11 protein-coding genes and 1 pseudogene are annotated in these 14,653 nt (G+C 71.6%); 8 read left to right on the top strand and 4 right to left on the bottom strand.

Annotated elements, in window-relative coordinates; all coding sequences use genetic code 11:
- Positions 1 to 345: 345 nt before the first annotated feature.
- From KN815_RS28775 to KN815_RS28765, 3 genes are all read left to right on the top strand, one after another.
- The gene (locus KN815_RS28775; RefSeq protein ID WP_010986199.1) at positions 346 to 549 is read left to right on the top strand and encodes a cold-shock protein; all 204 of its coding nucleotides are present in this window, start codon (positions 346 to 348) and stop codon (positions 547 to 549) included.
- Between the two features lie 98 nt (positions 550 to 647).
- Positions 648 to 2,042 (top strand): DEAD/DEAH box helicase, encoded by a 1,395-nt coding sequence (locus tag KN815_RS28770; protein WP_216344812.1) that lies wholly within the window; start codon positions 648 to 650, stop codon positions 2,040 to 2,042.
- A gap of 158 nt (positions 2,043 to 2,200) precedes the next feature.
- Positions 2,201 to 3,010 carry a phosphatase gene (locus KN815_RS28765; protein WP_372458502.1) on the top strand — a complete coding sequence of 270 codons (810 nt, stop codon included), beginning with the start codon at positions 2,201 to 2,203 and terminating at the stop codon, positions 3,008 to 3,010.
- Between the two features lie 183 nt (positions 3,011 to 3,193).
- Here KN815_RS28765 and KN815_RS28760 read toward each other — a convergent pair whose 3' ends face one another.
- The 3 genes from KN815_RS28760 to KN815_RS28750 all read right to left on the bottom strand — a co-directional run bounded on the left by KN815_RS28760 (position 3,194) and on the right by KN815_RS28750 (position 6,146).
- Entirely contained in the window at positions 3,194 to 4,084 is an 891-nt protein-coding gene (locus KN815_RS28760) for an acyl-CoA thioesterase (RefSeq protein WP_216344810.1), read from the bottom strand.
- 59 nt (positions 4,085 to 4,143) lie between these two features.
- Entirely contained in the window at positions 4,144 to 5,301 is a 1,158-nt protein-coding gene (locus KN815_RS28755) for an acyl-CoA dehydrogenase family protein (protein ID WP_216344809.1), read from the bottom strand.
- 227 nt (positions 5,302 to 5,528) lie between these two features.
- Positions 5,529 to 6,146: an SACE_7040 family transcriptional regulator gene (locus tag KN815_RS28750; RefSeq protein ID WP_216344808.1), complete on the bottom strand. Its 618-nt coding sequence runs from the start codon at positions 6,144 to 6,146 to the stop codon at positions 5,529 to 5,531.
- Positions 6,147 to 6,239: 93 nt separating this feature from the next.
- Here KN815_RS28750 and KN815_RS28745 point away from each other — a divergent pair, with 93 nt between their 5' ends.
- The 4 genes from KN815_RS28745 (at position 6,240) to KN815_RS28730 (ending at position 12,258) form a co-directional block, all read left to right on the top strand.
- Entirely contained in the window at positions 6,240 to 7,892 is a 1,653-nt protein-coding gene (locus KN815_RS28745) for a carboxyl transferase domain-containing protein (RefSeq protein WP_216344807.1), read from the top strand.
- Positions 7,893 to 7,969: 77 nt separating this feature from the next.
- Positions 7,970 to 10,156 carry an acetyl/propionyl/methylcrotonyl-CoA carboxylase subunit alpha gene (locus tag KN815_RS28740; RefSeq protein WP_216344813.1) on the top strand — a complete coding sequence of 729 codons (2,187 nt, stop codon included), beginning with the start codon at positions 7,970 to 7,972 and terminating at the stop codon, positions 10,154 to 10,156.
- The gene (locus tag KN815_RS28735; RefSeq protein ID WP_216344806.1) at positions 10,156 to 11,088 is read left to right on the top strand and encodes a hydroxymethylglutaryl-CoA lyase; all 933 of its coding nucleotides are present in this window, start codon (positions 10,156 to 10,158) and stop codon (positions 11,086 to 11,088) included. Before KN815_RS28740 ends, KN815_RS28735 begins: the two co-directional genes overlap by 1 nt.
- A 3-nt stretch (positions 11,089 to 11,091) precedes the next feature.
- Positions 11,092 to 12,258 (top strand): acyl-CoA dehydrogenase family protein, encoded by a 1,167-nt coding sequence (locus KN815_RS28730; protein WP_216344805.1) that lies wholly within the window; start codon positions 11,092 to 11,094, stop codon positions 12,256 to 12,258.
- 121 nt (positions 12,259 to 12,379) lie between these two features.
- Here KN815_RS28730 and KN815_RS28725 read toward each other — a convergent pair whose 3' ends face one another.
- Positions 12,380 to 13,999 carry a beta-N-acetylhexosaminidase gene (locus KN815_RS28725; protein WP_216344804.1) on the bottom strand — a complete coding sequence of 540 codons (1,620 nt, stop codon included), beginning with the start codon at positions 13,997 to 13,999 and terminating at the stop codon, positions 12,380 to 12,382.
- 351 nt (positions 14,000 to 14,350) lie between these two features.
- On the opposite strand from KN815_RS28725, the pseudogene KN815_RS28720 reads away from it, so the two are divergent.
- Positions 14,351 to 14,653, top strand: a pseudogene (locus tag KN815_RS28720) (RNA-guided endonuclease TnpB family protein); the annotation flags it as partial.

The raw sequence follows: 14,653 nt of genomic DNA, 5'->3' as shown, positions 1-14,653 counted from the left end.
ACCTCCCGCGCGGTCAGGTCGAAGGCGAAATTGGCGATGATGCAGCGCATAGTGCCTCAACGGGGAGAGAAGGGAGCCGGGACCGCCAGCGTGTCACACCTCGAAGCGGGATGGCACAGCCCGGCGGCAAAAATCGCCCACGTGGTTCCCGCCGTTCCGAGGTGGCACGTGATAGGGTCCTTACTAGTTGCAGTTTTGGTACCCATGGACTTGTGTGCGCCTGACGATATGTAGCGTCCGGCGCATTTTTTGTTTCTGCCGGTCATTTCCGGATGGGGTCATTTCGGCGACTCGGGGCGCGTTTCCTGCGCGTTCCGGACCGATCCCAGGTAAAAGGAGAATGACATGGCTACTGGCACCGTGAAGTGGTTCAACGCGGAAAAGGGCTTCGGCTTCATCGAGCAGGACGGCGGCGGCGCCGACGTCTTCGCCCACTACTCGAACATTGCCACCCAGGGCTTCCGTGAGCTCCAGGAAGGCCAGAAGGTGACCTTCGACGTCACCCAGGGCCAGAAGGGCCCGCAGGCCGAGAACATCGTTCCCGCCTGATAGCAGCGCCTGTCACGAGCCGGGGCCCGCACCTGAAGGGGTGCGGGCCCCGGCTCGTACGCATTTCCACAGACCACGCCCAGCCGAAAGGCACCGCGTTGACCCGAACCACCCGCTCGCACCGCCGCAAAAAACCCGCACCCTCCCGTTCCGCCGTCAGTGGTGGGCGCCCCCGCTCATCCGGCGGGGGCGAATTCGCCCTGGCGCCCGGCGCCACCCCCGTACTGCCCGCCGTCACCTCCTTCGCCGAGCTCGACATGCCGAAGGAGCTGATCGCGGAGCTGACCCAGCAGGGCGTCACCGTGCCGTTCCCCATTCAGGCGGCCACCCTCCCGAACGCGCTGGCCGGCCGGGACGTCCTGGGCCGTGGCCGCACCGGCTCCGGCAAGACCCTCGCCTTCGGCCTCGCCCTGCTGGCCCGCACCGCCGGACAGCGCGCGGAGCCCCGCCGCCCCCTCGCGCTGGTGCTGGTCCCCACCCGGGAGCTGGCCCAGCAGGTCACCGAGGCGCTCACCCCCTATGCCCGGCGGCTGGGGCTGCGTGCGGCCACGGTGGTCGGCGGCATGTCGATCAACCGCCAGGCCGATGCCCTGCGCAAGGGCGCGGAGGTGGTCATCGCGACCCCCGGACGCCTCTACGACCTGATCGAACGCGGCGACTGCCGACTGGACCAGGTGCGCACCACCGTCCTCGACGAGGCCGACCAGATGGCCGACATGGGCTTCCTGCCCCAGGTGACCCGGCTGCTGCGGCAGGTCCCGGCCGACGGTCAGCGCCTGCTGTTCTCCGCGACGCTCGACCACGACATCAGCAAGCTGACGCGCCAGTTCCTCGACGACCCGGCCGTGCACTCGGTCGACCCGTCCGCCGGTGCCGTCACCACGATGGAGCACCACGTCCTGCACATCGCGGACACCGACAAGCGCTCCGTCGTCACCCGGGTGGCCGCCCGGGACGGCCGCGTGATCCTCTTCCTGGACACCAAGCGCGCCGTGGACCGGCTCACCCGGCACCTGCTGACCAGCGGCGTACGGGCGGCCGCGCTGCACGGCGGCAAGTCCCAGCCGCAGCGCACCCGGACCCTGGACCAGTTCAGGTCCGGCCATGTCACCGCGCTGGTGGCCACGAACGTCGCGGCCCGCGGCATCCATGTGGACGATCTCGATCTCGTGGTCAATGTCGATCCGCCCGCGGACCACAAGGACTATCTGCACCGTGGCGGCCGTACGGCCCGTGCGGGCGGCTCCGGCAGCGTCATCACGCTGGTCACCCCGGACCAGCGCCGGGAGATGAGCCGTCTCATGGCCGACGCGGGCATCACCCCGCAGACCGCGCAGGTCCACTCCGCCGACCCCGAGCTGGCCCGGATCACCGGCGCCCAGGATCCCTCCGGCGTGCCCGTGATCATCAGCGCGCCCCAGCCCCAACCGCAGCGTGCGCGCCGTCCCGGCGCCCCCCGCCGCTCCGCCCGGAGCCGTCGCCCCGGCCGCTAGGGTCTGTCGTTTGGACCAGGCCCGATACGGGGCCCGGGCATCAGGCCCGATACGGGGCCCGGGCGGCGGCCGTCCGGGCCGGCATCCGGAATTTCGCCATGGTCGCGTCACGTCCGACCGGCGGCGGATGTCCCCATTCCCCCGTCGGAGAGGCGACAATGGGCCACATGCCGATACCCAGCTCCGTGCCCAGCCGTGCCGAACTGATCGACCACCTCATCCGTACGCGCATCGCGGGCGATGTCGCCACTCCTCGTGAGAACAACCTCTCCCACTACCGCAAGCTCGCGAACGGCGACCGCCACTACTGGCTCGGCCTGGAGCTGGGCGACCGCTGGACCGATGAGCAGGATGTGCTGGCGGTCATGGCGGAGCGGTGCGGCGTGGTGGACGACCCGGAGTACCGCTCGGGGCAGGACACGATCGACCCGGAGCTGACGGTCGGCGCCCTGGACCGGATGGCCTCGGTGCTGCGGAAGGCGGCGGAGGCGAACGAGCGGGTGCTGTTCGCCACCGGGCATCCGGGCGGGCTGCTGGAGGTCCACCGGGCCACGGCGGCGGCGCTGCGGGCGGCCGGCTGCGAGATCGTGGAGATCCCGGGCGGGCTTCAGGCGGACGAGGGGTATGTCTTCCAGTTCTGCGATGTGGCGATGCTGGAGCGGGGCGCCACGCTGTGGCACACCCACTCCCCCGCGCCCATGGCGGCGATCCTCGACGGACTGGCCCACGAGGGGCGGCCGCTGCCCGATCTGGTGGTCGCCGACCACGGCTGGGCGGGCTGCGCGGGGCAGCGGGGCATCGACGCGGTCGGCTACGCGGACTGTAACGACCCGGCGCTCTTCCTCGGCGAGTCCGAGGGCACGCTGTCGGTGGTGGTCCCGCTGGACGACCACGTCACCAGCCCGCGGTTCTACGACGCGATGACGGCGTATCTGCTGGACGCGGCGGGGCTGTCGGCCCAGTTCTGACGGCATCGGGCCGCCGCGGCAGACGCCCGGCGGGCCCCGGGTGCCCCCGCGAGCGCCCTGCTGTGCCGTGCCGTCCTTACGGACGCTACGGACGCTACGGACGTCTGACGGGCCCGGACCGATGGGCCCGGACCGGCCCCGCGGGCGTCCGGCGGGCCCGGGCGGCCCCGCCGCCCGCCGCGCTCACTTCTTCCCGCGCGGCACCCGCATGACCCCCTCCTGGATCACCGAGACGGCAAGCCGCCCGTCGGCGGTGAAGATGCGGCCCTTGGCCAGGCCGCGTCCGCCGGACGCGGAGGGGCTCTCCTGGTCGTACAGCAGCCAGTCGTCCACCCGGAACGGCCGGTGGAACCACATGGCGTGATCCAGGCTGGCCCCGACGATGTCGCCGACCGCCCAGCCGCCGCGCCCATGGGCGAGCAGGATGGAGTCCAGCAGCGTCATATCGGAGACATAGGTCGCCAGGCAGACGTGGAGCAGCGGGTGGTCGGCGACGCCGTCCAGTTTGCCGTTGGTCCGGAACCAAACCTGCGACTTGGGCTCGCGCGGCCGTCCGACGCTGCCGAAGGGCGGCGCGTCCACGTACCGCAGATCGATCGAGGCCCGCGCCTGGAGCATCCGCTCGGCCACCCCGGGGCCGAAGAGGTGCTCATAGCGGGGCAGCAGCTCCTCGGCGGTGGGCAGGGTCAGCGGGTCCGGTACGTCCGGCATCGGCTCCTGGTGCTCGAGGCCGTCCTCGTAGAGCTGGAAGGAGGCCGAGAGATGGAAGATCGGCTGCCCGTGCTGGACGGCGACCACCCGGCGGGTGGTGAAGGAGTGGCCGTCCCGGATCCGGTCGACGGTGTAGACGATGGGCGCCCCGGGGTCGCCGGGCCGCAGGAAGTACGCGTGCAGCGAATGCGCCGAGCGGTCCTCGGGGACGGTGCGCCCCGCGGCGACCAGGGCCTGGGCGGCGACCTGACCGCCGAAGACGCGCGGTACGAGGGGGGCGGCGTCGCTGGTGCCACGGAAGATGTCCTCCTCGATCTGCTCCAGATCGAGCAGATCGAGAAGGCTCTGAAGTGCGTCATTCATGGTTCAAGCAGTCTTGCAGACCTGGATTGCGGTCCTGTTGCCGCCGCTCATGACGGTCGTCACAGCCCCATCGACTTGGCGACGATGGACCGCATGACCTCGCTGGTGCCGCCGTAGATCCGGTTGACGCGGGTGTCCGCGTACAGCCGGGCGATGGGGTACTCCATCATGTAGCCGTAACCGCCGTGGAGCTGGAGGCACTTGTCGATGACGACGGCGGCCCGCTCGGTGGTGAAGAGCTTGGCGGAGGCGGCGTCGGCGGCGGTCAGCTCATCGGCGTCATGCGCGTCCAGGGCCCGGTCCACGACCGCCTGCATCGCGTCCACCTCGGACTGGCAGTCGGCGAGCACGAACTTGGTGTTCTGGAACGACGCCACCGCCTGGCCGAAGACGGTGCGGTCCCGGACGTACTCGGTGGCGAACCGGACGGCCGCCGCGGCCTGTGCGTACGCCCCGACCGCGATGCCCAGGCGCTCCTGCGGCAGATTGTGGGTGAGGTAGCCGAACGCCTTGCCCTCCTCGCCCAGCAGGTCCGCCACGGGCACCTTGACGTCGGTGAAGGAGAGTTCGGCGGTGTCGGAGGTCTTCAGGCCGAGCTTCTCCAGCTTGCGGCCGACCGCGTAGCCCTCGCTCTTGGTGTCGACCACGAGGATGGATATGCCGGCGCGGCGGTCCTCGGGGGTGGCCGGGGCGGTGCGGGCGCAGACCAGCACCCGGTCGGCCAGGACGCCGCCGGTGATGAACGTCTTGGCGCCGTTGAGGACGTAGTGGGTGCCGTCCTCGGAGAGCTTGGCGGTGGTCTTCATGCCCGCCAGGTCGGAGCCGGTGCCGGGCTCGGTCATGGCGATGGCGGTCATCAGGTCGCCGGTGACGAAGGAGGGCAGCCAGCGCCGCTTCTGCTCCTCGTCGGCGTACTTGAGGAGGTACGGCAGGCACAGCGCGGTGTGGACGCTGCTGCCGCCGAAGCTGACCCCGGCGCGGGCGGTCTCCTCGGTGATGACGGCGTTGAACTTGAAGCTGGTCTCCCCCGCCCCGCCGTACTCCTCGGGCACCTCGATACCGAAGACACCCAGCTCGCCGAGCTTCTTGTAGAAGTCGCGCGGGGCCTGGCCGGCCTCCCGCCACTGGTCGTAGTACGGCACGACCTCGGCCGCGATGAAGTCGCGGATGGTCTCCCGGAACGCCTCGTGGTCCTCGTTGAACACCGTGCGGCGCATTGGCGCGGCCCTCCTTACGGCTGAGCCGTCGCCGCTGCGCGGACCGGCCGACCGCCGTCGTGGTTCCTCAACTGATAGCTTGGCGACACTCACCTAAGCGCTTGCTCAGTGAAAGCTACCCGCGAGTTACCGGGCCTGTCCAGCCTCCTTATTGTGCCCACCCTTCTTCTTCACGAGGCCCGGTTCGCTCTCCGCAGCCCAGTTCGCCCCATGAGGCCCGGTTCGCCTTATGAAGCCCGGCCATCCGCGCCATGGGCGCCGCCGAAGGCGCCGAGGGCCAGGCGGTGCAGCAGGGCGGCGGTGGCCGCGCGCCCCGGGAGGGCGCCGGGGCGGCCGAGGTGGGGCGTGGAGTTGAGCAGCCCGAAGACGGCGTGGACACAGGCGCGGGCCTCGGCCTCGGCGAGCCGGGGGTAGACCTGGCGCACCACCTCGACCCACAGCTCCACGTACTGGCGCTGGAGCGAGCGCACCAGCTTGCGGTCGGTGTCCCGGAGCCGGTCCAGCTCGCGGTCGTGGAGGATGATCAGCGGACGGTCGTCGAGGGCGAAGTCGATATGGCCCTCGATCAGCGAGTCCAGCACCTCGACGGGGGTGAGCCCGGCCCCCTCCCCCTCGGCGGCGCGCCGCTTGCCGCCGGTCAGCAGCCGGCCGCTGATGCCGACGAGCAGCTCGGCGAGCATCGCCTCCTTGCCGGGGAAGTGGCGGTAGAGACCGGGTCCGCTGATGCCGACCGCGGCGCCTATCTCATCGACGCCGACGCCATGGAAGCCGCGCTCGGCGAAGAGGCGGGCGGCCTCCTTGAGGATCTGCTCGCGGCGGGTCGGGGCGGCTGCTTGCGTGCTCATGAAATCGATTCTAGACAGCCGGGTTAGTGGTCGTTAACCTGGTGGTGACTAGTTAACGTTCACTAACGGTACGGAGCGAGGGGGCTCGCAGCCATGGAGCAGGCACCGGCGCTGCACAGCGGCGCCGACCCGGCGTCCGACGCCTGGAAGGCCAATGAGGCAGCGCACCGCGAGCTGGCCGCGCGGCTGCGCGAGAAGCTGGCCGTGGCCCGGCTGGGCGGCGGTGAGAGGGCGCGGGCGCGGCACACCGCGCGTGGCAAGCTGCTGCCGCGCGACCGGGTGGACACACTCCTGGATCCGGGCTCCCCGTTCCTGGAGCTGGCCCCGCTCGCCGCCGAGGGGATGTACGAGGGCCAGGCCCCGGCGGCGGGGGTGATCGCCGGGATCGGCCGGGTGGCCGGCCGTGAGGTGGTCGTGGTCGCCAATGACGCCACCGTCAAGGGCGGCACGTATTACCCGATGACGGTGAAGAAGCATCTGCGCGCCCAGGAGGTCGCGCTGGAGAACCACCTGCCGTGCGTCTATCTGGTCGACTCCGGCGGCGCCTTCCTCCCCATGCAGGACGAGGTCTTCCCGGACCGCGACCACTTCGGGCGGATCTTCTACAACCAGGCGCGGCTGTCCGGCTCCGGGATTCCGCAGGTCGCGGCGGTGATGGGGTCCTGCACGGCGGGCGGGGCGTATGTCCCGGCGATGAGCGACGAGGCCGTGATCGTGCGCGGGCAGGGCACGATCTTCCTGGGCGGGCCGCCGCTGGTGAAGGCGGCCACCGGGGAGGTCGTCTCGGCGGAGGAGCTGGGCGGTGGCGAGGTCCACTCCCGGATCTCGGGCGTGACCGACCATCTGGCGGAGGACGACGCCCACGCGCTGCGGATCGTCCGCTCCATCGTCGCCACCCTGCCGCCGTCCGCGATGCGGCAGGGGTCGCCGCCGTGGGCGCTGGAGCCCTCCCAGGAGCCCGCGGTCGACCCGGCGGGGCTCTACGGGGCCGTTCCGGTCGACTCGCGCACGCCGTACGACGTGCGGGAGGTCATCGCGCGGCTGGTGGACGGCTCACGGTTCGCCGAGTTCAAGGCCGAGTTCGGCACCACGCTGGTCACGGGCTTCGCGCGGATCATGGGCCACCCGGTGGGCATCGTCGCCAACAACGGCATCCTGTTCTCCGAATCGGCCCAGAAGGGCGCCCATTTCATCGAGCTGTGCGACCAGCGCGGCATCCCCCTGGTCTTCCTTCAGAACATCTCGGGATTCATGGTGGGCCGCAGCTATGAGGCGGGCGGTATCGCCAAGCACGGCGCCAAGATGGTCACCGCCGTGGCCTGCACCCGCGTCCCCAAGCTGACGGTCGTGATCGGCGGTTCCTACGGCGCGGGCAACTACTCGATGTGCGGCCGCGCCTATTCGCCGCGCTTCCTGTGGATGTGGCCCAACGCCAAGATCTCGGTGATGGGCGGCGAGCAGGCCGCCTCCGTGCTCGCCACCGTCAAGCGCGACCAGATGGAGGCGCGCGGGGAGGAGTGGAGCGCCGAGGAGGAGGAGACGTTCCGGGCCCCGGTCCGAGAGCAGTACGAGGCGCAGGGAAACGCGTATTACGCCACCGCCCGGCTGTGGGACGACGGTGTGATCGACCCCCTGGAGACCCGCACGGTGCTCGGCCTCGCCCTTACGGCCTGCGCCAACGCACCGCTGCCCGGCCGTACGGCCACCGAGCCCGCGGCGCCCGGCTACGGCGTCTTCCGGATGTGAGGGGGATGCACCAGATGAGCCCGACGAGCCCAGTGAGTTCGGCAAGTGGTCAGCGTGCGGCGAGCCCGTCGCCCGCGATGTTCGACACCGTGCTGGTGGCCAACCGCGGTGAGATCGCCGTGCGCGTCATCCGCACACTGCGGCGGCTGGGCGTGCGCTCGGTCGCCGTCTACAGCGACGCGGACGCGGACGCCCGCCATGTGCGCGAGGCGGACACGGCGGTGCGGATCGGCCCCGCCCCCGCCGCGGAGAGCTATCTGTCCATCGAGCGGCTGCTGGACGCCGCGGCGCGCACCGGCGCCCAGGCCGTCCACCCCGGCTACGGCTTCCTCGCGGAGAACGGGGCGTTCGCCGCCGCCTGCGCCGACGCGGGCCTGGCCTTCATCGGGCCGCCCGCCGGGGCCATCGAGCTGATGGGCGACAAGATCCGCGCCAAGGAGACCGTGCACACGGCCGGGGTGCCGGTGGTGCCGGGCTCCTCGGGCAGCGGGCTGACGGACGACCAACTCACCGCCGCCGCCCGGGAGATCGGCATGCCGGTGCTGCTGAAGCCCTCGGCGGGCGGCGGCGGCAAGGGCATGCGGCTGGTCCGCGACGAGGCGCTGCTGGCCGACGAGATCGCGGCCGCCCGGCGCGAGGCGCGCGGGGCGTTCGGCGATGACACGCTGCTGGTGGAGCGCTGGATCGACCGGCCCCGGCATATCGAGATCCAGGTGCTGGCGGACGGCCAGGGGCACGCCGTGCACCTCGGGGAGCGCGAGTGCTCGCTACAGCGCCGCCACCAGAAGATCATCGAGGAGGCGCCCAGCCCGCTGCTGGACGAGGCCACCCGGGCGCGGATGGGCGAGGCAGCGGTGGCCGCCGCGCGGTCGTGCGGCTATGTGGGCGCGGGCACGGTCGAGTTCATCGTGCCGGGCGACGATCCGTCCGCGTACTGCTTCATGGAGATGAACACCCGGCTCCAGGTGGAGCATCCGGTCACCGAGCTGACGGCGTCGGTCGGCGGCCAGGCCGGGCTGGACCTGGTGGAGTGGCAGTTGCGCGTCGCCGCGGGCGAGCCGCTGCCGTTCGGGCAGGACGAGATCGGCTTCAGCGGCCATGCGGTGGAGGCCCGTATCTGCGCCGAGACCGCCCGCGCGGCGGCCGACGGCCGGGTGAACTTCCTGCCCTCGGCCGGCACCGTGCTGGCGCTGGACGAGCCGGCGGGCGAGGGGGTGCGGGTCGACTCCGGGCTCAGCGCGGGCACCGAGGTCGGCACGGTCTACGACCCGATGCTCGCCAAGGTCATCGCCCATGGCCCCGACCGCCCCACCGCCCTGCGCCGGCTGCGCGCCGCCCTCGGCTCCCTGACCGTCCTCGGCGTGGACACCAACACCGGCTTTCTGCGCCGGCTGGCCGCCCACCCCTCGGTCGCCTCGGGCGAGCTCGACACGGGCCTGGTCGACCGCGCGGCGGCCTCACTGATCCCGCCGGCCATACCGGAGGAGATCTACGCGGCGGCGGCCTTGCTGCGCCAGGCGGCGCTGGAGCCTGGCGCTCCGCATGGCGGCGGATCCCGTGGGCGCCCGGAGCCTGGCGGCTCCGGCCCCGGCGGCCCGGCCGCGGACGTCTGGGTCGATCCGTTCTCGGTGCCGACCGGCTGGCGACTCGGCGGCGCACCCGCCTGGACGGTCCACCGTCTGCGCGTGACGGGCCACCCCCCGGTCACGGTCCGCGTCCGCGGCCGCGCCCAGGACGCGGAACTCCTCATCGAGCACCCCGACTGCACCTCGGCGGCAGCCGGGGCGACGGACACGACCGCCGCGGCGGACCCGCGCGCGGCCGTCGACGCGGGCGCGGGCACGCCGGCACGGCTGATCGCCCTCGACGAGGGCACCGTGCTGCTGGACCTCGGCGGGGTCACCCACCGCTTCCGGCATGCCGCGCACGGCGCGAGCCACTGGCTGGGGCGGGACGGGGACGCCTGGCGCGTGGTCGGGCACGACCCCGTGGAGGAGGCGCTGCGCCCAGGCGCCTCCGCCGCCCACGCCGGGGGGCTGACCGCGCCCATGCCCGGCACCGTCACCGTCGTGAAGGCGGCCGTCGGCGACGAGGTCACCGCGGGTCAGGGCCTGCTGGTGGTCGAGGCGATGAAGATGGAGCACCTCATCTCCGCCCCGCACGATGGCACCGTCACCGAGCTCGAGGTGACCCCCGGCAGCACGGTCGCCATGGACCAGTTGCTGGCCGTCGTCACCCCGCACCAGAGCGAGGAGCGTGAGTGATGACCCTCCCCATGACCGTCCCGGCCCCCGGGCTGCCCACCCGGGTCCGGATCCATGAGGTGGGCCCGCGGGACGGGCTTCAGAACGAGAAGGCGCTGGTCCCGGTGGCCATCAAGGCCGAGTTCATCCGGCGGCTCGCCGAGGCCGGTCTCACCACCATCGAGGCCACCAGCTTCGTCCACCCGAAGTGGGTGCCCCAACTGGCCGACGCCGAGGAGCTGATGCCGCTGATCGACGACGTGGCCGCCCGGCTCCCCGTGCTCGTGCCCAATGAGCGCGGTCTCGACCGCGCCCTCGCGCTGGGCGCACGCGAGATCGCCGTCTTCGCCAGCGCCACGGAGTCCTTCGCCAAGGCCAATCTCAACCGCACGGTGGACGGCGCGCTGGAGATGTTCGAGCCCGTCGTCGCCAAGGCCGAGGACGCGGGCGTGGCCGTGCGCGGCTATCTGTCGATGTGCTTCGGCGACCCGTGGGAGGGGCAGGTCCCGGTCTCCCAGACCGTCTCGGTCAGCCGCCGCCTGCTGGACATGGGATGCGCCGAGATCAGCCTCGGCGACACCATCGGCGTGGCCACCCCCGGCCATGTGCGGGAGCTGCTGGCCGCGCTCAATGAGGCGGGCGTCATGAACGACCGGCTGGCCGTCCACTTCCACGACACCTACGGCCAGGCACTCGCCAACACCCTGGCCGCACTCCAGCACGGCGTGACCACCGTCGACGCCTCCGCCGGTGGCCTCGGCGGCTGCCCGTACGCCAAGAGCGCCACCGGCAATCTCGCCACCGAAGACCTCGTGTGGATGCTCGACGGCCTCGGCATCGAGACCGGGGTCGACATCGGCCGTCTCACCGCCACCAGCGTGTGGATGGCCCGGCATCTGGGCCGGCCCAGCCCGTCCCGTACCGTCCGCGCCCTCTCCCAGAAGGAGACCTGAGCCATGCCGATCGACCACCGACTCTCCCCCGAACACGAGGAACTGCGCCGCACCGTCGAGGCGTTCGCGCATGATGTGGTCGCCCCCAAGATCGGGGAGTACTGGGAGCACCATGAGTTCCCGTACGAGATCGTCCGCGAGATGGGCCGGATGGGCCTGTTCGGCCTGCCCTTCCCGGAGGAGTACGGCGGCATGGGCGGGGACTACTTCGCGCTCGGCCTCGCCCTGGAGGAGCTGGCCCGGGTGGACTCCTCGGTGGCGATCACCCTGGAGGCCGGGGTCTCGCTCGGCGCGATGCCGATCTTCCTCTATGGCACCGAGGAGCAGAAGCGCACCTGGCTGCCGGGGCTCTGCTCCGGTCAGACCCTGGGCGCGTTCGGCCTGACCGAGCCCGGCGGCGGCTCGGACGCGGGCGCCACCCGCACCACGGCCCGGCTGGACGAGGCCACCGGTGAGTGGGTGATCAACGGCACCAAGTGCTTCATCACCAACTCCGGTACGGACATCACCGCGCTGGTCACCGTCACCGCCGTCACCGGCCGCAAGGAGGACGGCCGCCCCGAGATCTCCTCGATCATCGTGCCGTCCGGCACCCCCGGCTTCACCGTGGCCGCCCCCTACTCCAAGGTGGGGTGGAACGCCTCGGACACCCGCGAGCTGTCGTTCGCCGACTGCCGGGTCCCGGCCGCGAATCTGCTGGGCGCCGAGGCCCGGGGCTACGCCCAGTTCCTGCGGATACTGGACGAGGGCCGGATCGCGATCTCCGCCCTGGCCACCGGGCTGGCCCAGGGCTGCGTGGACGAGTCGGTGGCGTACGCCAAGACCCGCGAGGCGTTCGGCCGCCCCATCGGCGCCAACCAGGCCATCCAGTTCAAGCTGGCCGATATGGAGATGCGCGCCCATATGGCCCGGGTGGCCTGGCGGGACGCGGCCTCCCGCCTCGTCCTCGGCGAGCCGTTCAAGAAGGAGGCGTCGATCGCGAAGCTCTACTCCTCCGAGATCGCGGTGGACAACGCCCGCGAGGCCACCCAGATCCACGGTGGCTACGGCTTTATGAACGAGTATCCGGTGGCCCGGATGTGGCGCGACTCCAAGATCCTGGAGATCGGCGAGGGCACCAGCGAGGTCCAGCGGATGCTGATCGCGCGGGAGCTTGGCTTCGTGAGCTGAGCCAGAACGGAGCGGCCGGGCGGGTCCCGGGGGCAGCACCCCCGGGACCCGGCCCCCGCACCGGCACCGGCCGCGGTCCGGCACCAACCGGCACCGGCACCGCGACCGTGCCGGGAGAGGCTCAGCTCGTGGGCCAGGGGATCTGCGGGGAGTGGTAGTACGTGATGCCCATGGCGTCCCAGCGGGGGCCCTGCGCCGCCACCCGGACCCGGTAGCTTTCCCAGTCATGTGCGCTCGCGGGCGACCAGCCGAGTTCGGCGATGCCGGGCAGGCGCGGGAAGGCCATGTACTCGATATGCGCGCTGGTCTCGAGGGTCTCCGTCCACAGCGGCGCCTCGACACCGAGCACCGAGGACGCCGGAGCGTCCTTGATGTACGTGCCCGGGTCCCAGTCGTAGGACTGCTTCGCCTCGACGTACCCGGCCCAGTTCTGCCCCAGCGGCGTGTTGGCGTCGTACTTCATGTCCAGATAGGCGCGGTTGGCCGGTGAGAGGATCAACTGGGTACCCGCCTTGGCCGCGTCCGCGACCTCCTTCTCCCTCCCGTCCGTCCCCCAGTACTGGGCGATCGCGCCCTTCGCGGGATGCGCACCGGTCAGTTGGTGCCAGCCGACCACCGTCTTGCCGTACTTGGCGACCACCGGCTGCACCCGGTCCATGAAGGCCACATAGTCCTCATGGCTGGTGGAGTGCGCCTCGTCCCCGCCGATGTGGAGATAGGGGCCGGGGGTGAGCGCGGCGAGCTCCCGGATGACGTCGTCCACGAAGTCGTAGGTGACGTCCTTCGGCACGCACAGCGAGCTGAAACCGACCTCGGTGCCGGTGTAGAGCGGCGGGGCGACGCCGTCGCAGTTCAGCTCCGCGTAGGAGGCGAGCGCCGCGTTGGTGTGGCCCGGCATGTCGATCTCGGGGACGACGGTCAGCTCACGGCTGGCCGCGTAGTTCACGATCTCGCGGTAGTCGTCCTTGGTGTAGTAGCCGCCGGGGCCGCCGCCGACCTGGGTGGAGCCGCCGTGCGCGGCCAGCCGCGGCCAGGAGTCGATGGCGATCCGCCACCCCTGGTCGTCCGAGAGGTGCAGATGCAGCCTGTTGATCTTGTAGAGGGCGAGCTGGTCGATATAGCGCTTGACCTGATCGACGCCGAAGAAGTGCCGGGAGACATCGAGCATCGCGCCCCGCCAGGCATAGCGCGGCTCATCGGTGATGGTCCCGGCGGCGATCCGCCAGGGGCCCGTCTGCCGGGTGGTGCGCTCGATGGACGCGGGCAGCAACTGCCGCAGCGTCTGGACGCCGTGGAACAGCCCCGCGGAGGCGCGCGCGGTGACGGTGATCGCGCGGCCGGTCACCTCCAGCCGGTATCCCTCCGCGCCCAGCTTCGGCGCCCCGGCGCCCTTGGGCGTCAGCCGCAGCCGGATGCCGTCGCCGCCCGCCCGCGCGGTGACGGGCAGCCGATAGCCGGTGGCGGGCCGCAGCACCGTCGCGAGGTAGTCGGCCACCCGGCGCGCCGAGCCGTCGGAGCCGGACACCCGGATGGGGGTGTCGGGGTGGATCGCGTACGAGCCCGCCGCGGGCCGTACGGACGCGGGCGCGGGCACGACCCGGTCCAGGGGGGTCGGGGCGGTCGCGGCGTCCGGCGACGAGGGGGAGGCCGGAGCGGCGGAGGCGGAGGAGGCCGCGGTCCCCGCCCCGGCCACCACGGTCAACAGCAGGGAACACAGAAGTCGGGCACGACGTCGTCTCACAGGGGGTCCCTTCAACGAAACGTGGCATCTTGGTTACCGCGACGCCCAGTTGCGGTCAAGGTGTAGACCAATGTGTCGCTGTGGGCCTGTCAGAATTCACCGGGATTCCCGGAGGATGCCCCAGCCTTCAGGCCGGGAAGGAACCGGTGTCGCGCGTAGCGGGACAGGAGAAGCCGGATCGCCGCTGGGCGATCGGGCGCCCACCACGGGGGGAGCTGAGGGGGACCTTCAGGAGGTGAAGGACCCCGGAGTTGAGGGACCGCCGGTCCGCAGCGGCTTGGTCGGTCACCCGTTCGGGTGGGCCTGCCGGGATGCGGCGTGAGAAACGAACGATCACGCTACGTTGGCGACATGATGACGCCAAGTGAAGCCGACGAGGCCGGGCACGCCCGGTACACGTACCGGCTTCGCGTGTCCTCCACCGCCCGTACGGCGCTGCTGGCGGAATGGGACCGGTGCCGGTGGATCTGGAACGAATGCGTCGCCAAGTCCAGGGCCACCCACCTGTACAACAAGACCACGGGCGGGAAGCGGACCTGTGGCCCGGCGCAGCTCGACCGGATGCTGACCGAGGCGCGGGAGCGTACGCCGTGGCTGCGTGCGGGTTCCAGTGTTCCGCAGCAGCAGTTGATCCGGGACTTCGGCAGGTCCCGT

The sequence above is a fragment of the Streptomyces niphimycinicus genome, assembly GCF_018883605.1.
GTDB lineage: Bacteria > Actinomycetota > Actinomycetes > Streptomycetales > Streptomycetaceae > Streptomyces > Streptomyces niphimycinicus.
The sequence above is the reverse complement of the archived record's forward strand: the minus strand, read 5'-3'. Positions and strand labels throughout refer to the sequence as shown.

Excerpts from the sequence above, each read along its gene's own strand:
- KN815_RS28775 (WP_010986199.1), top strand. The coding sequence starts at position 346 with ATGGCTACTGGCACCGTGAAGTGGTTCAACGCGGAAAAGGGCTTCGGC.
- KN815_RS28765 (WP_372458502.1), top strand. The coding sequence starts at position 2,201 with ATGGGCCACATGCCGATACCCAGCTCCGTGCCCAGCCGTGCCGAACTG.
- KN815_RS28760 (WP_216344810.1), bottom strand. The coding sequence starts at position 4,084 with ATGAATGACGCACTTCAGAGCCTTCTCGATCTGCTCGATCTGGAGCAG.
- KN815_RS28755 (WP_216344809.1), bottom strand. The coding sequence starts at position 5,301 with ATGCGCCGCACGGTGTTCAACGAGGACCACGAGGCGTTCCGGGAGACC.
- KN815_RS28750 (WP_216344808.1), bottom strand. The coding sequence starts at position 6,146 with ATGAGCACGCAAGCAGCCGCCCCGACCCGCCGCGAGCAGATCCTCAAG.
- KN815_RS28745 (WP_216344807.1), top strand. The coding sequence starts at position 6,240 with ATGGAGCAGGCACCGGCGCTGCACAGCGGCGCCGACCCGGCGTCCGAC.
- KN815_RS28740 (WP_216344813.1), top strand. The coding sequence starts at position 7,970 with ATGTTCGACACCGTGCTGGTGGCCAACCGCGGTGAGATCGCCGTGCGC.
- KN815_RS28735 (WP_216344806.1), top strand. The coding sequence starts at position 10,156 with ATGACCCTCCCCATGACCGTCCCGGCCCCCGGGCTGCCCACCCGGGTC.
- KN815_RS28730 (WP_216344805.1), top strand. The coding sequence starts at position 11,092 with ATGCCGATCGACCACCGACTCTCCCCCGAACACGAGGAACTGCGCCGC.